Source organism: Taklimakanibacter lacteus (genome assembly GCA_003576695.1).
Lineage (GTDB): Bacteria > Pseudomonadota > Alphaproteobacteria > Rhizobiales > Aestuariivirgaceae > Taklimakanibacter > Taklimakanibacter lacteus.
In genome coordinates this window covers 582,190-598,958 of the sequence record QOZQ01000001.1, presented here as the reverse complement: position 1 = coordinate 598,958, position 16,769 = coordinate 582,190, and the positions used below count along the sequence as shown (strand labels likewise).

The 16,769-nt window shown below is 64.6% G+C and carries 11 protein-coding genes; 1 reads left to right on the top strand and 10 read right to left on the bottom strand.

Translation table 11 applies throughout. From position 1 onward, the window contains the following. Positions 1-71: 71 nt before the first annotated feature. Positions 72-392: a heavy metal-binding domain-containing protein gene (locus tag DT068_RS02725; protein WP_119388217.1), complete on the top strand. Its 321-nt coding sequence runs from the start codon at positions 72-74 to the stop codon at positions 390-392. Here the strand turns inward: DT068_RS02725 and DT068_RS02720 are convergent. From DT068_RS02720 to DT068_RS02675, 10 genes are all read right to left on the bottom strand, one after another. Next, positions 379-1,269, bottom strand: a complete 891-nt coding sequence (locus DT068_RS02720; protein ID WP_162913973.1) for a precorrin-2 dehydrogenase/sirohydrochlorin ferrochelatase family protein — start codon at positions 1,267-1,269, stop codon at positions 379-381. The genes DT068_RS02725 and DT068_RS02720 overlap by 14 nt on opposite strands. Further along, positions 1,193-3,865 carry a molybdopterin-dependent oxidoreductase gene (locus tag DT068_RS02715; RefSeq protein ID WP_119388215.1) on the bottom strand — a complete coding sequence of 891 codons (2,673 nt, stop codon included), beginning with the start codon at positions 3,863-3,865 and terminating at the stop codon, positions 1,193-1,195. The genes DT068_RS02720 and DT068_RS02715 overlap by 77 nt, the downstream gene beginning before the upstream one ends. Further along, positions 3,862-4,209, bottom strand: coding sequence for a nitrite reductase small subunit NirD (gene nirD, locus DT068_RS02710; protein WP_119388214.1), 348 nt, complete (start codon positions 4,207-4,209; stop codon positions 3,862-3,864). Before nirD ends, DT068_RS02715 begins: the two co-directional genes overlap by 4 nt. Further along, positions 4,206-6,656: a nitrite reductase large subunit NirB gene (nirB, locus tag DT068_RS02705; RefSeq protein WP_119388213.1), complete on the bottom strand. Its 2,451-nt coding sequence runs from the start codon at positions 6,654-6,656 to the stop codon at positions 4,206-4,208. Before nirB ends, nirD begins: the two co-directional genes overlap by 4 nt. Before the next feature lie 2 nt (positions 6,657-6,658). After that, the gene (locus DT068_RS02700; RefSeq protein ID WP_119388212.1) at positions 6,659-7,456 is read right to left on the bottom strand and encodes an ABC transporter ATP-binding protein; all 798 of its coding nucleotides are present in this window, start codon (positions 7,454-7,456) and stop codon (positions 6,659-6,661) included. A gap of 8 nt (positions 7,457-7,464) precedes the next feature. Next, positions 7,465-8,379 (bottom strand): nitrate ABC transporter permease, encoded by a 915-nt coding sequence (ntrB, locus tag DT068_RS02695; RefSeq protein ID WP_368904378.1) that lies wholly within the window; start codon positions 8,377-8,379, stop codon positions 7,465-7,467. Between the two features lie 3 nt (positions 8,380-8,382). After that, positions 8,383-9,681, bottom strand: a complete 1,299-nt coding sequence (locus DT068_RS02690) for a CmpA/NrtA family ABC transporter substrate-binding protein (RefSeq protein WP_119388210.1) — start codon at positions 9,679-9,681, stop codon at positions 8,383-8,385. Positions 9,682-9,924: 243 nt separating this feature from the next. Then, a complete protein-coding gene (locus DT068_RS02685) occupies positions 9,925-11,175 on the bottom strand; it encodes a CmpA/NrtA family ABC transporter substrate-binding protein (protein WP_119388209.1) in 1,251 nt (416 codons plus the stop codon). Beyond that, on the bottom strand, positions 11,172-11,771 hold the full coding sequence (locus DT068_RS02680; protein ID WP_119388208.1) for an ANTAR domain-containing response regulator: 600 nt from the start codon (positions 11,769-11,771) through the stop codon (positions 11,172-11,174). Before DT068_RS02680 ends, DT068_RS02685 begins: the two co-directional genes overlap by 4 nt. 113 nt (positions 11,772-11,884) lie before the next feature. Then, positions 11,885-16,648: an NAD-glutamate dehydrogenase gene (locus DT068_RS02675; RefSeq protein ID WP_162913972.1), complete on the bottom strand. Its 4,764-nt coding sequence runs from the start codon at positions 16,646-16,648 to the stop codon at positions 11,885-11,887. Positions 16,649-16,769 lie beyond the last annotated feature (121 nt).

The window sequence follows — 16,769 nt, the reverse complement described above, 5'->3', positions numbered from 1 at the left end:
GCAAGTCCGGCCACTGGAAACCCCATTCCGCTGCCCTTACCTTAAACAGCCGGACCCAAAGGAGGACCCTTATGCTCGTCACCACGACCAATGCCATCGAAGGCCGCCGCATCGTCGAATATAAGGGCCTCGTCGCCGGCGAGGCGATCCTTGGCGCCAATCTGTTCCGCGATCTCTTCGCCTCGATCCGCGACATCGTCGGCGGCCGCTCCGGGGCCTATGAGAAGGTGCTGAACGATGCGCGCCAGACGGCGGTCGGCGAGATGACCGACAAGGCGGCGGCGCTCGGCGCCAATGCCGTCATCGGCGTCGATCTCGATTATGAGACGATCGGCTCCAATGGCAGCATGCTCATGGTAACCGCTGCCGGCACCGCCGTCAGGATCGAATGATCACGATATTGCCGCTGCCTTCGCCTTGAACCTTCCGAGCACCGGCGCGATGGGTGATCCGTTTCGCTTCGCGCCGGGCAAAGTCGAGAAGGCCCGGCGGGCACCGGCCGTTCACATGGATTACATCGGCTGACTGCAATGCCCTGATCTGGCGAAGCGTCAGGTCGTCGGCACGGTCGACCTCGATGGTCGTCACCTGCTCCTCAGCTCTCTCCGTGCCCGGCTCAACGCCATCCACCGGGCCGGGCGGGGCTTGCATCGCCCGCACGGCGAATCCTTCCCAGTATCGGCGGCGCTCCTGTGCCGTCGCGAATGTCTGGCTCACCTTGTAACGGATGCGCTGGGCAATCGCGGCCCAGCTCGCGAGATAGGACGGGAGGATGCTTTCGATGCGCGATCTGACCATTTGCGCCAGAACCGGTGCTGCGCCTCCGGTCGAGATCCCGATGACCATCGGCGAGCGGTTGACGATGGATCCGAACTGAAAATCGCAGAATTCCGGCCGATCGACGAGATTGATGGGAACACCTGCCATCCGCGCCGCCTTGCGCAATTCCGCTGCTTCGGCCGGCGGCACATCGGCGACAATGAGAGCAGCTTCGGCAAAAGATTGCGCCGTCCAGCTCGAGGGTGTGAGTGTGAGGGAGCCCTGGGCTGCGCCGTTCGACACCAGGGTCAGCATCTCTTCGCCCGCCTTCGTGGCATAAATCTCGACTTGGGCGCCCGCCGCGGCGAGAAGCTCGGCCTTCCAGGCGGCAGCGGCACTGCCGCCGATCACGACGGCGCGCTTGCCGTCTAGATCAAAGAAGACCGGCAGAACCTTGAGCGCTGCGATGCGGTTCGCCGGATGGGACGGCAGATGCGCCAGTGGCTTCATGGATGATCCTCGCGATTTCGGGTTTGCACGATCCGCAATTGGTGCCGGCCCGGAGCAGCCTGCCGACATCCGTCACCGTCGCGGCCTCGCGGCTGGCGATGAGGACCGCGATCTGCCCTATGCCGACCGCGAAGCAGGCGCAGATGATGGCGCCATGATCGGGTCCGTCCGCCCCGCCCCGTCCGGCGAGCAGGCGCAGGCGATTGCTGCCTGAAGGCGCATCGCCGAGCTGTGCGGCAAGCCAGCTGCGCGACACGCCGACCGGCTGTCTGGCGAAGAACATGGCGGCCACGAGCCGGTCGCCCTCGAACAGGGCAAAGCGGTGCTCGCCCGCGGCCTGATCGTGATAGGCCAGCATTTCGCCCCGCGACGGGAATATGCCGGCAAGAAGGGCGGGGAAGTCCTCAGGCTCCTGCAATCCGGCACATTCGAGACGATAGCCCTTGTCCGCCGGCGCCAGCGACCAGTAATCGAGCCCGCCGCAACGGGGCTTGTCGCGGCTCACTGCAAAGCCATACCAGGCTGTGGATACCGGCTGCAGCGCCACGGCAGACCATTTGAGCTCGGGCTGGCCGCTCACCGGATCGGTGTTGGCCGCGACAAGCCGGTTGACCACGGCGTTGCCGGAAAATTCGCGGGTCCAATGCATGGGCACGAAAACGGTGCCGCGCCGCTGACGATGATTGAGGAGCACGCAGGCAATGATGCGGGTCTCCCCGCTCGCGACTTCGACCAGAGAGGCCGGGGCAAGCCCAAGCTTTTCCGCATCATCGGGATGAAGCTCGCAGAATGGCTCGGCGATATGCTGCAGGAGGCGCGGCGCCTTGGCGGTGCGCGTCATCGTATGCCACTGATCGCGGATGCGCCCGGTATTGAGGATGTAAGGCCGCGCCGGCGTCGTCCGCGCCGCGGGATCGCGCCAGGGCGTGGGCACGAAGCGCGCGCGTTTGTCTTGTGTGTAAAACCGCCCATCGCCGAAATAACGAGCCCTGCCCCACTGGAAGGGCGCCAGCTCTTCATAGCTTTCATCGCTCAAGGACGCGCAGGCCGACAGATCGAGATCGCGCGTTCCATTATTTGCAAGGCCGGTGAGGGCGGCATGCTCGCGGAAGATCGCGGCCGGCGAGGCAAAGTCGAAGCCGCCATAGCCCATCTGCTGCGCCACATCGGCGATGATCCGCCAATCGGGCTGCGCCTCGCCGGGAATGGGCAGGAAATTGCGCTGGCGCGAGATGCGGCGCTCGGAATTGGTCACCGTTCCGCTCTTCTCGCCCCAGGCGGCGGCGGGCAGGAAGACATGCGCATGGCGCGCCGTGTCGGTCTGCGCAGTCACATCCGACACGACGACGAAGGGGCAGGCCGCAAGCGCCTCGGCAATGAGATCGGAAGCCGGCATGCTGACCGCCGGGTTGGTGGCCATGATCCACAGCGCCTTGATCTGGCCGTCGCGCACCGCGCGGAACATGTCGACCGCCTTGCGGCCGGGCCTTGCGGCAATGCAAGGCGAGGACCAGAATTTCCCCACGCGGGCGCGATGGCATGGATCGTTGATATCCATATGGGCGGCAAGCGCATTGGCAAGTCCCCCCACTTCGCGCCCACCCATCGCATTGGGCTGGCCGGTCAGCGAGAACGGCCCGGTGCCCGGCCTGCCGATGCGGCCGGTGATCAGATGGCAATTGATGATCGCATTGACCTTGTCGGTGCCGCTCGACGACTGGTTGACGCCCTGCGAGAAGCCGGTGACGGTCCTGTCATGGTCGGCAAACAGGGTGAAGAAGCTTTCGATCTCGGCTGTCGATGATCCTGTTCTCTCCGCAAGCTCGCCAGGACAGCCGCAGGCGGCGAGAGCGGCATCGAGCCCCGCTGTGTGATTGGCGACGAAGCCGGCATCGGCCTTGCCATGGGCGAACAGATGCAGGAGCAGGCCATTGAACAGCGCCACGTCGCCACCCGGCTCGATGGCGAGATGCAGGTCGGCGGCCTCCGCCGTCGCGGTGCGGCGCGGATCGATGACGACGAGCTTGATGCCGCGTTTCTCGCGCGCCGCCATGAGGCGCTGGAACAGGACGGGATGGCACCAGGCGAGGTTCGATCCGACGAGGACGACAAGATCGGCGAGCTCGAAGTCCTCGTAAGCGCCGGGAACCGTGTCGGAGCCGAAGGCACGGACATGGCCGGCGACGGCCGACGCCATGCACAGGCGCGAATTGGTGTCGATATTGGCCGAGCCGATAAAGCCCTTCATCAGCTTGTTGGCGACATAGTAGTCTTCGGTGAGGAGCTGCCCCGAGACATAGAAAGCGACGCTGTCCGGCCCATGGGCGTCGATCGTTTCGGTGAATTTCCGCGCCACGAGACCCAGCGCCTCCGGCCAGGGCGCGCGCCGCCCGTCGATGAGGGGATGAAGCTGCCGGCCGGCGAGCGACAGCGTCTCGCCAAGGGCCGAGCCCTTCGAGCACAGGCGGCCGAAATTGGCGGGATGATCGGGATCGCCCGCGATCGCGACACCGCCATCTTCCTTCTGTGTCGCGATGATGCCGCAGCCGACCCCGCAATAGGGACATGTGGTCTTGACGGGCCCCTGGGCGCTCATGCGCCGGGTCCGGCAGCGACGGCATGCGCATCGAGGCAGATACGGCCCTCTTCGACCTTGAGCGGCAGCTTGCGCACGCAGCCGCTGTCGGCACCTTCGGCATTGCCGGTCGCGAGGCTGATGACCCAGTTATGAAGCGGACAGGTCACCGCATGGCCGTGGATGATGCCTTGCGACAGCGGGCCGCCGCGATGCGGGCAGCGGTCCCACAGCGCGAAGAGCGTTCCGTCCGCTGCCTTGAACACGGCGATGTTGCCGTGCCCGGTCGCGACCGTGCGGGCGCCGCGCAAGGGCACATCCTCGACGGCGCCGACATCCACCCATTCGCCCACCATCGCGTTCATTCCGCCGCCTCCGCGAAGCGCAGCTCGCTGAGCGGCGCGAATTCATGCGCATCGCGCCCTTTGGCGCGCTCGGCCCAGGGATCAGCTTGCGCAAATTTCTGGCTGAAGACGAAGCGATCGAACAGCGCCTTGCGCTTCTCGCTGTCATCGCAGACTTGCGCCTTGATCGTGTCGATGCCGACGCGTCTCGCCCATTTGTAGATGCGCTCGAGATAGCGCCCCTGCTCGCGATAGAGCTGGACCAGCGCCACGATGAGTTCGAGCGCCTCGTCCTCGCTCCTGACCCGCGTCAGGATCTCGGTGCCCTTGATGTCGAGCCCGGCGGCGCCGGCAAAATGGATCTCATAGCCCGACTCGACGCAGATGACGCCGACATCCTTGCAGGTCGCCTCGGCGCAATTGCGCGGACAGCCCGAAACCGCCATCTTCACCTTGGCCGGCGTCCATGAACCCCACATGAATTTCTCGATGCGGATGCCGAGTCCGGTCGAATCCTGGGTGCCGAACCGGCACCATTCGCTCCCCACACAGGTCTTCACCGTGCGCAGTGCCTTGCCATAGGCATGGCCGGAGACGAGGCCCGCTTCGCCGAGATCGGCCCACACTGCCGGCAGGTCCGTCTTCTTCACGCCGAGAAGATCGATGCGCTGCCCGCCGGTGACCTTGACGGTCGGGATCGCGAACTTGTCCACCACATCGGCAAGGGCGCGCAACTCCTTCGCGCTGGTGACGCCGCCCCACATGCGCGGCACCACCGAATAAGTGCCGTCCTTCTGGATATTGGCGTGCACGCGCTCATTGATGAAGCGCGACTGGCCGTCATCGGCATATTGGCCGGGCCAGGTGGCGATGAGATAGTAGTTGAGCGCCGGGCGGCATTTGGCGCAGCCGCAGGATGTCTTCCATTCGAGCGCCTGCATCACCGCCTGGATGGATTTGAGCTCTTGCGCGACGATGAGCCGGCGCACCTCGTCATGGCCGAGATCGGTGCAGGAGCACATGGGCTGGAGGAGAGCGGGCTTGTAGCTGTCGCCCAGGCTCAGGCTGAGCAGCTTCTCGACGAGGCCGGTGCAGGACCCGCAGGAGGACGAGGCTTTGGTGTGAGCCCGCACCTCATCGAGGCTCGCCAGCTTCTTCTCCGCGATCGTGCCGACGATCCTGGATTTGCATATGCCGTTGCAGCCGCAGATTTCCGCATCATCCGGCAAGGCTGCAACGGCCGCCATAGGGTCCAGGGGGGCGCCTCCGGCGTAGGACTGACCAAAGATCAGCGTTTCGCGCAGAGGCGCCACATCCTCCCTTCTCCTCAACAAATCGAAGAACCATGGACCATCGGCGGTGTCGCCATACATCACCGCGCCGATGATGCGGTTTTCCTGGAGCACGAGCCGCCGGTAGACGCCGCGCGCCGCGTCCCTGAGCACGATCTCTTCACGATCCCTGGCATCGGCGAAATCGCCGGCCGAGAAGAGGTCGATCCCCGTGACCTTGAGCTTGGTCGAGGTGACGGAGCCCGGATAGCTGGCGGTGGCATCGCCGGCGAGATGAAGGGCGGCAATGCGGGCCATTTCATAGAGCGGCGCCACCAGCCCGTAGCAAAGGCCGCGATGCTCGACGCATTCGCCGAGCGCCTGGATGGCGGGATCGCTGGTGACGAGCTGGTCATCGACCAGGATGCCGCGATTGATGCCAAGGCCGGCGCTCTTGGCGAGCGCCGTGCTTGGTCTGATCCCGACCGCCATCACGACGATATCGGCTGCAAGCTCGGTTCCGTCATCGAGCTGCACCGCCTCGACCTTGCCGCTGCCGACAATGGCCTTCGTGTTGGCCTTGGTGATGACGCGGATGCCGCGCGCTTCGACCGCTTCGCGCAGCAGATGCCCTGCCGCCGGATCGAGCTGGCGCTCCATCAGCGTCGGCATGAGATGGAGCACGGTCACCTTCATGCCCCGCTGGGCCAGACCCGCCGCCGCTTCGAGGCCGAGCAAGCCGCCGCCGATGACGACCGCATGGCCGCCGCCCTGCGCCGCGGCGAGCATCCGGTCGACATCGTCGAGATCACGATAGGTGAGGACGCCCGGCAGATCATGGCCGGGCACCGGGATGACGATCGGCGCCGAGCCGGTGGCGATCACCAGGCGGTCATAGGAGGCCTGCGTGCCGTCTTCAGCCTCAACCTTCCTCCTGCCCCGATCGATCGCGACGATCCTTTTGCCGCGATGGAGCGTGATGCCATGGCGCTGATACCAGGCATCGTCATGGGTGATGATGTCCTCATAGGTCTTCTCGCCGGACAGAACCGGCGAGAGCATGATGCGGTTGTAGTTGACGCGCGGCTCGGCATTGAAGATGGTGACCTGATAGTCTTGCGGTGCCGCTTCGAGGAGATGCTCGAGCATGCGCCCGGGCGCCATGCCGTTGCCGATGATGACGAGCTTGCGCGCCATGGTCACGCCGCCTCCACGAAACGGTTGCGCTCATAGAGGAACCTGAGCACGGCGGCCCGGCAGCTGAGATAGGCGCCGTCGCTCGCGAGCTGAACGCGCTGGCGCGGCCTTGCCAGCGGCACCGGCAATATCTCGCCGATGGTGGCGGCAGGACCGTTGGTCATCATCACGATGCGGTCGGAGAGCAGCACCGCTTCATCGACATCATGGGTGATCATGATCACCGTATTGCCGAGCCTGGCATGGATCGCCATCACCTGGTCCTGCAGATGCGCCCGTGTCAGCGCATCGAGCGCGCCGAAGGGCTCATCGAGAAGGAGAACCTTTGGCTCCATGGCAAGGGCGCGGGCGATGCCGACGCGCTGCTTCATGCCGCCCGATATCTCCGCCGGGCGCTTGTCCTTGGCATGGCCCATATGGACGAGCTCGAGGCTGAACATGGTCCATTCATGCCGCTCGCCGGCACTCTTGGTCCCGCGAAACAGCTTGTCGACCGCGAGCTTCACATTGTCATAGACGGTGAGCCAGGGCAGCAGCGAATGGTTCTGGAACACGACGGCGCGGTCGGGACCGGGCTCGGTCACCTCGCGGTTCTCGAGCAGCACCGCGCCCGAGCTGACCTCGGTGAGGCCGGCGATGATGTTGAGCAGCGTCGACTTCCCGCAGCCGGAATGTCCGATGATCGAGACATATTCGCCTTGCGCCACATCGAGCGATACGTCGCGCAGGACTTCCGTCGTGGCGGCGCCGCGGCTGAATGTCTTGCCGACGAGAGAGAGCGAGAGATAGGGCTTGTGCATGATGCGCCTCAGCTGCTGGTCGTGCCGTGGGTGATGACATGGGCGGCAAGGGCTACGAGCCGGTCGAGGCAGAAGCCGACGATGCCGACATAGACGAGCGCCACGATGATGTCGCCGATGAGCGAGGAATTCCACGCGTCCCAGATGAAGAAGCCGATGCCGACGCCGCCGATCAGCATCTCGGCCGCGACGATGGCGAGCCAGGAGAGGCCGATGCCGATCCTGAGGCCTGAGAAGATGTAGGGCGAGGCGGCGGGGATCATGATCCTGGTGAAATGTTCGAGCGGGTTGAGCCTGAGCACCCGCGCCACATTGCGGTAGTCCTGCGGGATATTGCGGATGCCGACGGCGGTGTTGATGATGATCGGCCACACCGAGGTGATGAAGATGACGAAGACCGCCGAGGGCTGGCCGTCGCGGAAGGCGGCGAGCGACAGCGGCAGCCAGGCGAGCGGCGGCACGGTGCGCAGCACCTGGAAGAGCGGGTCGAGCCCGCGCATGGCGAGCCGCGACTGGCCGACGAGCGTGCCCAGAGCCACACCGACGACGGCGGCGAACGCATAGCCGATCGCCACGCGCTTCAGCGAGGCGAGGATGTGCCAGAACAGCCCCATGTCGAGACCGCCCCGGTCATAGAACGGATTGGCGATCAGCTCCCAGCTGTCATTCAGGATCTGCGATGGCGGCGGCAGGCTGGCGCCCGGTTCCGAGCAGACGAGCTGCCAGATGACGCCGACGGCGAGGAGAACGATCGCCGGCGGCAACAGCCTCTCGGCGACGAAGCCAAGCAGGGATTTGAGCTTTGCCCCGATCGGCGGGCGAGCCGAGGGAAAGGCGACGATCGTCGCCGGCGCGGCGGCGACGGCAGGTCCGGTATCCGCTTGCATCCCGGGACGTTCGGCGAGCGATGTGGCTGTGCGCATCGCTCAGGCCACATGCTTGATGGCGAGGCTGGCGAGATAGGTCGCCGGGTTCTCGGGATCGAAGACCTTGCCGTCGAAGAAGGTCTCGGGTCCGCGGCTGTCCGAGGCCGGAATATCGCTGACCCCCAGGGTCTTGGCGGCGCTGCGCCACAGATCGGCGCAGTTCACCTGACCGACCAGCGCCTTGATGTCGGTTTCGGGCGCGAGCTTGCCCCAGCGGATATTCTCGGTGAGGAACCAGCTGTCATGGCTCTTGAACGGGAAGGAGGCGGCATCGCGCCAGAACTTCATGAAATGTGGGCTGTCTTTGACGACCTTGCCATTGCCATAGTCATATTCGCCCTTGATGCGCCCGATGATGTCGCCCTTCGGCACGTTGAACCACGACCGCTTGGAGACGATGCCGGCCATTTCCTCCTTGTTGGCAAAATCATCGCACCATTGCTGCGCTTCCATGACCGCCATCAGCAGCGCATCCACGGCCTTGGGATTCTTCTCGACGAAATCGGCGCGCAAGGCGAGGGACTTCTCGGGATGCCTGGCCCAGATCTCCGCCGTGTTCACCGCGGTATAGCCGATGCCCTGCTGGACGAGCTGCGCATTCCACGGCTCGCCGACGCAGAAGCAGTCCATGGTGCCGACTTTCATATTGGCGACCATTTGCGGCGGCGGCACCACGATCGTCTCGACATCGACATCGGGATTGATGCCGCCGGCGGCGAGCCAGTAGCGCAGCCACAGATCATGCGTGCCGCCCGGGAAAGTCATGGCGACCTTGGCTGGCGCGCCCGCTGCTTTTTTCTCGGCGAAAGCCTTCCTGAGCACGCCCGCGTCGGTGCCCACCTTCAGATCCGCATAGCCGCTGGCGATCGAGATGCCCTGCGCATCGAGATTGAGCCTTGCCAGGATCTTCATCGGCAGGGGCACGTTGTTCTGGGTGATCCTGCCCGCCGTCATCAGATAGGGCATCGGCGTCAGTATGTGGGCGCCGTCGATGCCGTTGCCTTCGCTGCCGAGCACCAGATTGTCGCGCGTGGCGCCCCAGGAAGCCTGCTTCAGCACCTCGACATCGGGCAGACCGTGCTTGGCGAAGAGTCCCTTCTCCCTGGCGATGATGAGCGGCGCGGCATCGGTCAGCGCGATGAAGCCGAGCTTGGCGCCGGTGACTTCCGGCCCCGGGCTTTGCGCGAAGGCGCCATTGGGCAGCGCGGCGCGGGCGGCGGTGAGCAGCGCCAGCGTGGCGGCTGATTTCCTGAGCAAGCTGCGCCGTGACAGGACAGAGCTATCCGACTTGGTCGTCATTCCGTGGTCTCCTTGGCTCCAAAAGCAAACGCCGCCAGCAAGACCCGCTCCGTACATCCGGGAGCAAATCTTGCCGGCGGCGTTGCCGGTTGCCCGTCACCGGGCGCAGATGATGATGCAGGAGACATTGCACACAGCGTGCCAATTGCGAGCCATTCATCGACTCTTTGCGAATCAAGGCCTTAGCGAAATCGTCCGTGGACGGCGCAATGCCCGCTGATGCCTCAATGGGCAGTCAGACGATCAATTCTTGTGCAGTGCGGCATGGATCCCGGCGGCGGCAATGTAGTCTTCGATGCGATCCGGGTCGAAGATGACGCCGTCGAAAAATCCATCCGGCCCCAGGACGAGCTGTCCGCGCGAGGCCGGCAGATGAGTGCGCTCGCTGAGCGCCCCTTCGATCTTGGAGCTGGCGCCCGGCATCGCGACGCCGAGCCCGGAAAGGGCGTGGCGGTAGAGATCGGGGCGGTAGGAGAGCCGCGCCGCCAGGATGCGTTCGGCCGACGGGGTCACCTGTCCCCAGCGCACCATCTGGCTGTAGAACCACAAAGCGTGGCTCTGCCACGGGAAGGTCGCGGCCTTGCCGGCGAAGATCAGGAAATCGTCGATCCGCCTCGGCGCGCTGTCGCCGAGCGCGATCTCGTTGGTGATGGCGGGCAGCAGCAAGGCTTCCGGCAGGTCGAGATAGGAGGGCCCCGCCAGGATTGCAGCGAGCTCCGCCGCATTGTTCTTGTCGTCGCACCACAACGAGGCGCGGTGCAGCGCCCGGAGCAGGCCGGCGAGAGTTCCGGGATTCGCTTCCGCCCATTCCTTGGTGACGCCCAGCACCTTCTCCGGGCTCGATCGCCAGATCGACGACTTGGTGGTGACGATCCGGCCCGATCCGTCTTGGACGGCGGCCGTGTTCCACGGCTCGCCCACGCAATAGCCGTCGATGCGGCCGGATTTGAGCGCCGCGACCATCAGCGGCGGCGGCACCACTGTTATGGCAATGTCGCGGTCGGGATCGATGCCGCAGGCCGCCAGCCAGTAGCGCAATTCATAGTGATGGCCGGAGAAGCTCTGCACCACCGCGAAAGTCAGCGGCCGCTCGCCCCGGTCCCGGCGCGCGCTGATGACCGCGCCGAGCGCCGACCCGACCCGCAGGGGATCGCCATCCGAAGATGCACCGGAGGCGGCGAGCGCAGTCCACAGGCGGGTGGAGACGGTGACGGCATTGCCGCCGAGGCCGAGCGCCATGGGCGCGATGAACGGCACATCGAGCGGTGACAGCCCAAGATTGGCCGCGATCGGCAAGGGTGCCAGCATATGGGCGACATCGAAGTGCCCGACCGACAGGCGGTCGCGGATATTCGCCCATGATGTCTCGCGGGAAAGATGGAGATCGATCCCCTCCTCGCGCGCAAGGCCTTTCTCATACGCCACGATGAGGAGAGCGGCGTCGACCAGCGGCAGGAAACCGGCGCGGACCGGAATGAGAGGCTTGCAAGTCATTTGCTCTCGCTCCCAAAAATTTTGGATGTCGCGATCACGCCCTCGGCGATCTTGGCGATCCGCATATTCTGGCTCATCGCCGTCTGGCGCAGCAGCGAATAGGCTTCTTCCTCGCTGATCCGCTTCATTTTCATGAGAATACCCTTGGCGCGATCCACCACCTTGCGATCGCTCAGCTCCTGTTTGGCGGTCTCGAGTTCCTCCCTGATGCGCTCGAAGGCGTGGAAGCGGCCGATCGCCAGATCGAGTATGGCCTTCACCCGCTCCTTGCGCAGACCGTCGACGACATAGGCCGAGACGCCCGCGGCAATGGCCGCGGCGATCATGGCGGTGTCGGATTTGTCGACGAACATGGCGACGGGCTTGCGCACCGCGCGCGAGACGCGGAACAGGTCTTCCAGCATGTCGCGGTTGGGATTTTCGAGATCGATGACGATGACGTCGGGCGCCGCGTCCTCGATGCGCCGCACCAGGCCTGACATTTCCGAGATGATGGCGATGCGCGCATGCCCCGCCTCCCGCAAACCCTCCTCGATGATCGCCGCGCGGACGCGGTTCTCGTCGATGATGAGAATGGAGAGTTCGGAGCCTGTCATTCGGCGCCGAATGTTGCACTGAACAATTTATATTGCAACGCACAATAAGATGGCAAATGCTGCCCACATTTCAGGCAGCATCACCTAAACATATGATTCAGAAAGCTTTTCAGCTACCTCTGGGCCAGGTCGGCGAGTGTGCCCTGCGCCACCGCATAACGCGCAATGTCGAAGGGCTTGCTGGCAAGGATCGTGTTCATCGCCTCGATGACGGCGGCGGCACGCGCCTGGTTCTTCTCGCGCCACTCGGCCCAGCCCATCTTCTCCTTGAGGATACGGGTGACGATGCCGCGATGGCTCTCGAACACTTGCGCCCGCAAGCGGTTGATCGCCTGGCGCTCGAGCAGGTCGCGGGCCCTGAGCGCATTGCCTTCCTCGATCAGTTTCTCGACGCCGAGATCGGATGCCGAGGCGAAGAGGATGGCGGCCACCGCCTCGATGCCGGCGCCGGTGCGCTCGGCGATCTTCACGATGTCGGGGGCGCGCTGCAGGAAGCGGTGGCTGGCGAGCTTCCTGGCGAGGGCTGCCGGCACATTCTGCTTCTCGAGTTCGTCCTGGCGCTCCTGCATCTGCTTCAGGTCGGAAGCCGGCACCGTCTTCGCCAGGCTGGCATTGACCTTGGCGAGCCCGTCGCGATAGCGCGCGATGAGCTGCTGCAGGCCGTCGGCCAGCTCCTCGTGGCGCAGGAACCACACCGTGGTCCAGCGCAGCAACCGCTGCAGCCCGGCATAGAGCCGGTTCTGCAGCGCGCCCGGGATTCTGGCATCGAGCCCATCGATCATCGTGTTGAGCTCGAGGAAATCGAAGCTGTCGCGGGCCGCCGCGAAGGCCGCGGCGATCTCGGCGGAGCCGGCGCTCGTCTCGCTGATGACATAGGCGATAAAGCTCGGACCGCCGCGATTGATCATGCTGTTGGCCAGCATGGTGGCGATGATCTCGCGCCGGAGCTTGTGGTTCTCGATATCGTCGGCAAAGCGCTCCTGCATCGCCATGGGGAAATAGCGCTTGAGCTCGCGCGACAGATAGGGATCGTCCGGCACGTCGCTGGCGACGATCTCGTTGAACAGCGAGATCTTGGCATAGGCCATGAGCACCGCGAGCTCCGGCCGCGTCAGCCCACCGCCCTTGAGGTCGCGCTCGATGACGAGCGCATCGCTCGGCAGCCATTCGAGCTTGCGGTCGAGCTCACCCGATTTCTCCAGCCGCTGCATCAGCTGCATGGCGTAGGAGACCTCGGCCGTGCCCTGCTCCTGGACGAGCGAGAGGCAGAGCGTCTGCAGATAATTGTTGCGCAGCACCAGGCTTGCGACATTCTCGGTCATCTCGGCCAGGAACTTGTCGCGTTCGGGCCGCGTCAGTCGCTTCGCCGCTTCCGCCCGCGACAGGCCGATCTTGATATTGACCTCGATGTCGGAAGAATTGACGCCGGCCGAATTGTCGACCGCATCGGTATTGATGCGCCCGCCATTGAGAGCGAATTCGATGCGGCCCTTCTGGGTGACGCCGAGATTGGCGCCCTCGCCGATCACCTTGACCTTGAGCTCGTTGGCATCGATGCGGATCGCGTCATTGGCGCGGTCGCCGGCATCGGGCTGCGTCTCGTTCGACGCCTTAACATAGGTGCCGATGCCGCCGAACCACAGAAGGTCGGCCGAAACGCCGAGCAGCGCATGCATGATCTCCTGCGGCGTGGCCTTCTCGGCTGAAAGCCCGGTCAGCGCCCTCATCTCTGCCGAGAGCGGGATGGCCTTGAGCGAGCGCGGGAACACGCCGCCGCCCTTGCTGATCAGCGACTTGTCATAGTCCTGCCAGCTCGAGCGCGGCAAAGCGAACATCCGCTCGCGCTCCTTGAACGACTTCTCCATGTCGGGATCGGGATCGATGAAGATGTCGCGATGATCGAAGGCGGCGAGGAGCCTGATCTTGCGCGACAGCAGCATGCCATTGCCGAAGACATCGCCCGACATGTCGCCGACGCCGATGACGGTGAAGGGCGTCGACTGGATATCGACATCCATCTCGCGAAAATGGCGCTTGACCGCTTCCCAGGCGCCGCGCGCGGTAATGCCCATCTTCTTGTGGTCATAGCCGGCCGAGCCGCCGGAGGCGAAGGCATCGTCGAGCCAGAAGCCATGGCTTTGCGATATGCCGTTTGCCGTATCGGAGAAGGTCGCCGTGCCCTTGTCGGCGGCGACGACGAGATAGGGATCGTCGCCGTCCCGCCTGACCGTATCGGCGGGCGCCACCACCTTGTCACCCTTGAGATTGTCGGTGATGTCGAGCAGGCTAGAGATGAACCTCGTATAGCTGCGCACCCCTTCCGCCTGGATGGCCTCGCGGCTGTCGCCGACCTTGAGCCGTTTGGGCACGAAGCCGCCCTTGGCGCCGACCGGCACGATCACCGCGTTCTTCACATTCTGCGCCTTGGCCAGGCCCAGAACCTCGGTGCGGAAGTCCTCCGGCCGGTCGGACCAGCGTATGCCGCCGCGCGCGATCTGGCCGCCGCGCAGATGCACCGCCTCGACATCGGGCGCGTAGACGAAGATCTCGGCAAAGGGCCTGGGCTCGGGCAGGCCTTCCACCAGCTTGGAGTTGATCTTGAAATTGATCAGCGGCGGCTGGCCGTCATCCTTGGGCTTCTGGAAGAAATTCGTGCGCGTCAGCGCGCCGACGAGATTCACATAGCGCCTTATGATGCGGTCCTCGTCGAGATTATAGACATCGATCAGCGCCTTCTCGATCTTGGCCTGTGCTGCCTCCGCATCCTTGTCATTGCGCTTGCCGGGGTCGAACAGAGCATAGAACAGCGTGACGAGCTGGCGCGCGATGGCCGGGTATTTCACCAGCGTCTGCGCCATGTAATCGGAGGAATAGGAAGCCGACTGGCGGATATAGCGCCCGAAGGCGCGCAGCAGCGACACGTCGCGCCAGGCGAGGCCTTCGCGCAAGACGAGCCCGTTGAAGGCATCATTTTCCGCCATCCCGTTCCACACCGCGAGGAAAGCCTCCTCCAGCAGCATCAGCATCTCGGGCCTGTCGACCGGCGCATTGGCCGGTGCCGCCAGCAGCACATCATGGATGACGGCGCGGATGCGCCCGTCGCCCGAACCCGGCGACAGGATATGGGTGGTCTCCGAGATGGCCTGGAGGCCGAGATTTTCGAGTATCGGCAGCCTTCGCCCCAGTGCAATGGCATCGCCCTGATGATAGAGGCGCGAATGGAGCTCCTGCGGCTTGTCTTCGGCCAGGCGGATGAACTCCACCCCGATAGCCTCGCCCGACAGCGCGTCGATCTCCTCGATATCCTTGAGCGAGGCTTGCGGGTCGTTGGTATCGCGGTAGCCGGGCGGAAAGGCGCCGAGCCAGCGGGCGATCCGCTTGCGCTCCACGTTTTTGGCCGCAAGGGCGCTTTCCAGGCGATCGTCCCAGTTGCGCACCGCTTCGACGACGCGCTGCTCGAGCTGGGCGAGGTCGGGCTTCGGGTCCTTGCCGGGATTGCGCAGGATGATGAAATGCACCCGCACCAGCGCGCCTTCGCCAAAGGAGGGCGCGAAGCTCGCCACCCGCCCCTCGAAGCTCTCGGCCAGTATGTCGCCGACCTTGCGGCGCACATCTGAATCGAAACGATCGCGCGGAATGAAGACGAAGGCCGAGACGAAGCGGTCGAATTTGTCGCGCCGGACGAACAGCCTGGTGCGCGGCCGCTCCTCGAGCCGCAATATGCCCTGCGCGATGTCGGCCAGCACGTCGGCATCGATCTGGAACAGCTCGTCGCGCGGGAAGCCTTCCAGAACCGCGACCAGTGCCTTGCCGGAATGACCGGAGGGCGAGAAGCCCGATGCCGCGACGACGCGCTGCAATTTCTTGCGCAGGAGCGGGATGTCATTGGGATTCTGCGTATAGGCCGATGAGGTGAAGAGGCCGATGGCGCGCAATTCGCCCGACAGGTTGCCCTCGGCGTCGAACAGCTTGACGCCGACATAATCCATCGCCGAGCGCCGATGCACCGTCGCCCTGACATCGGACTTGGTGATGATGAGGGCATGGGGCTGCATCAGGAACTCGCGGATCTGCGGCGATATGGCGACGAGATCGGAGCCGCGCCTCAGCACCTCGATCTCGGCCTTGCGCAGGATGCCGAGCCCTGTCTCGGCCATAGGCTCGAGCACGCCTTTCTTGGCGCCGCCTTCGAACTTGTATTCGCGCATGCCGAGGAACGTGAAGTGGTTGTCGAGCAGCCATTGCAGGAAGGCGATCGATTCAGTCAGCTCCTCGATCGGAATGGGCGGCGGGTTGCGCTGATAGCTGGCGATGGCCTCGCGCAGGCGCTGCTGCATGGCGCGCCAGTCGAGCACCGCGACGCGCACATCGGCGAAGACGGCCTTGAGGTCGTCCTCGAGCGCAATCGCCTCGTCGGCGCCGATGCGGCCGATATGGATATGCATGAAGCTCTCGCGCATCGTCTGCGCGTCCGAGCTCGGCTTCGCTTCGAGACCGGTGAGCTTGCCCGTGGCATCGCGCTTCACCGACAGCACCGGATGCAGCGCGAGGCGCACATCAAGGCCGCGCTCGGTGAGGAGGCCGATGGTCGAATCGACCAGGAACGGCATGTCGTCATTGAGGATGTCGATGAGCGTGATATCGCCGAAGGGCGCTTCCGGGTTGCTCACCGCGATCTTGGAGCGCCCCGGCTTGCGCTCGGCGAGGAAGCCCATGCGGCCATGAATGAGCTGGCCCAGATCCTCCGCCGTATAGCCCTGCAGGTCATCCGGCGGCGCCTTTTCGAGCAGCTGGCGGGTGAGGAGTTTTTCCCTTTCGCCCTTTGCCTTGCCCTCCGCCATGCGTATCAGGGCGACCAGGGGATCATGCGGCGACATTACGGAAACTCCCATCAGAAGGCGCTATTGGGGCCGTTTGAGATTAGCCCTCTTCGCCATTCTTTAGAAGCATTGCGACAGAAGAGCTACAGCAATGCCGCGCCGTCCGTTTGATCAAATG

Excerpts from the sequence above, each read along its gene's own strand:
- DT068_RS02685 (WP_119388209.1), bottom strand. The coding sequence starts at position 11,175 with ATGACTTGCAAGCCTCTCATTCCGGTCCGCGCCGGTTTCCTGCCGCTG.
- DT068_RS02690 (WP_119388210.1), bottom strand. The coding sequence starts at position 9,681 with ATGACGACCAAGTCGGATAGCTCTGTCCTGTCACGGCGCAGCTTGCTC.
- DT068_RS02675 (WP_162913972.1), bottom strand. The coding sequence starts at position 16,648 with ATGTCGCCGCATGATCCCCTGGTCGCCCTGATACGCATGGCGGAGGGC.
- DT068_RS02680 (WP_119388208.1), bottom strand. The coding sequence starts at position 11,771 with ATGACAGGCTCCGAACTCTCCATTCTCATCATCGACGAGAACCGCGTC.
- DT068_RS02725 (WP_119388217.1), top strand. The coding sequence starts at position 72 with ATGCTCGTCACCACGACCAATGCCATCGAAGGCCGCCGCATCGTCGAA.
- ntrB (WP_368904378.1), bottom strand. The coding sequence starts at position 8,379 with ATGCGCACAGCCACATCGCTCGCCGAACGTCCCGGGATGCAAGCGGAT.
- DT068_RS02700 (WP_119388212.1), bottom strand. The coding sequence starts at position 7,456 with ATGCACAAGCCCTATCTCTCGCTCTCTCTCGTCGGCAAGACATTCAGC.
- nirB (WP_119388213.1), bottom strand. The coding sequence starts at position 6,656 with ATGGCGCGCAAGCTCGTCATCATCGGCAACGGCATGGCGCCCGGGCGC.
- DT068_RS02720 (WP_162913973.1), bottom strand. The coding sequence starts at position 1,269 with ATGAAGCCACTGGCGCATCTGCCGTCCCATCCGGCGAACCGCATCGCA.
- nirD (WP_119388214.1), bottom strand. The coding sequence starts at position 4,209 with ATGAACGCGATGGTGGGCGAATGGGTGGATGTCGGCGCCGTCGAGGAT.
- DT068_RS02715 (WP_119388215.1), bottom strand. The coding sequence starts at position 3,865 with ATGAGCGCCCAGGGGCCCGTCAAGACCACATGTCCCTATTGCGGGGTC.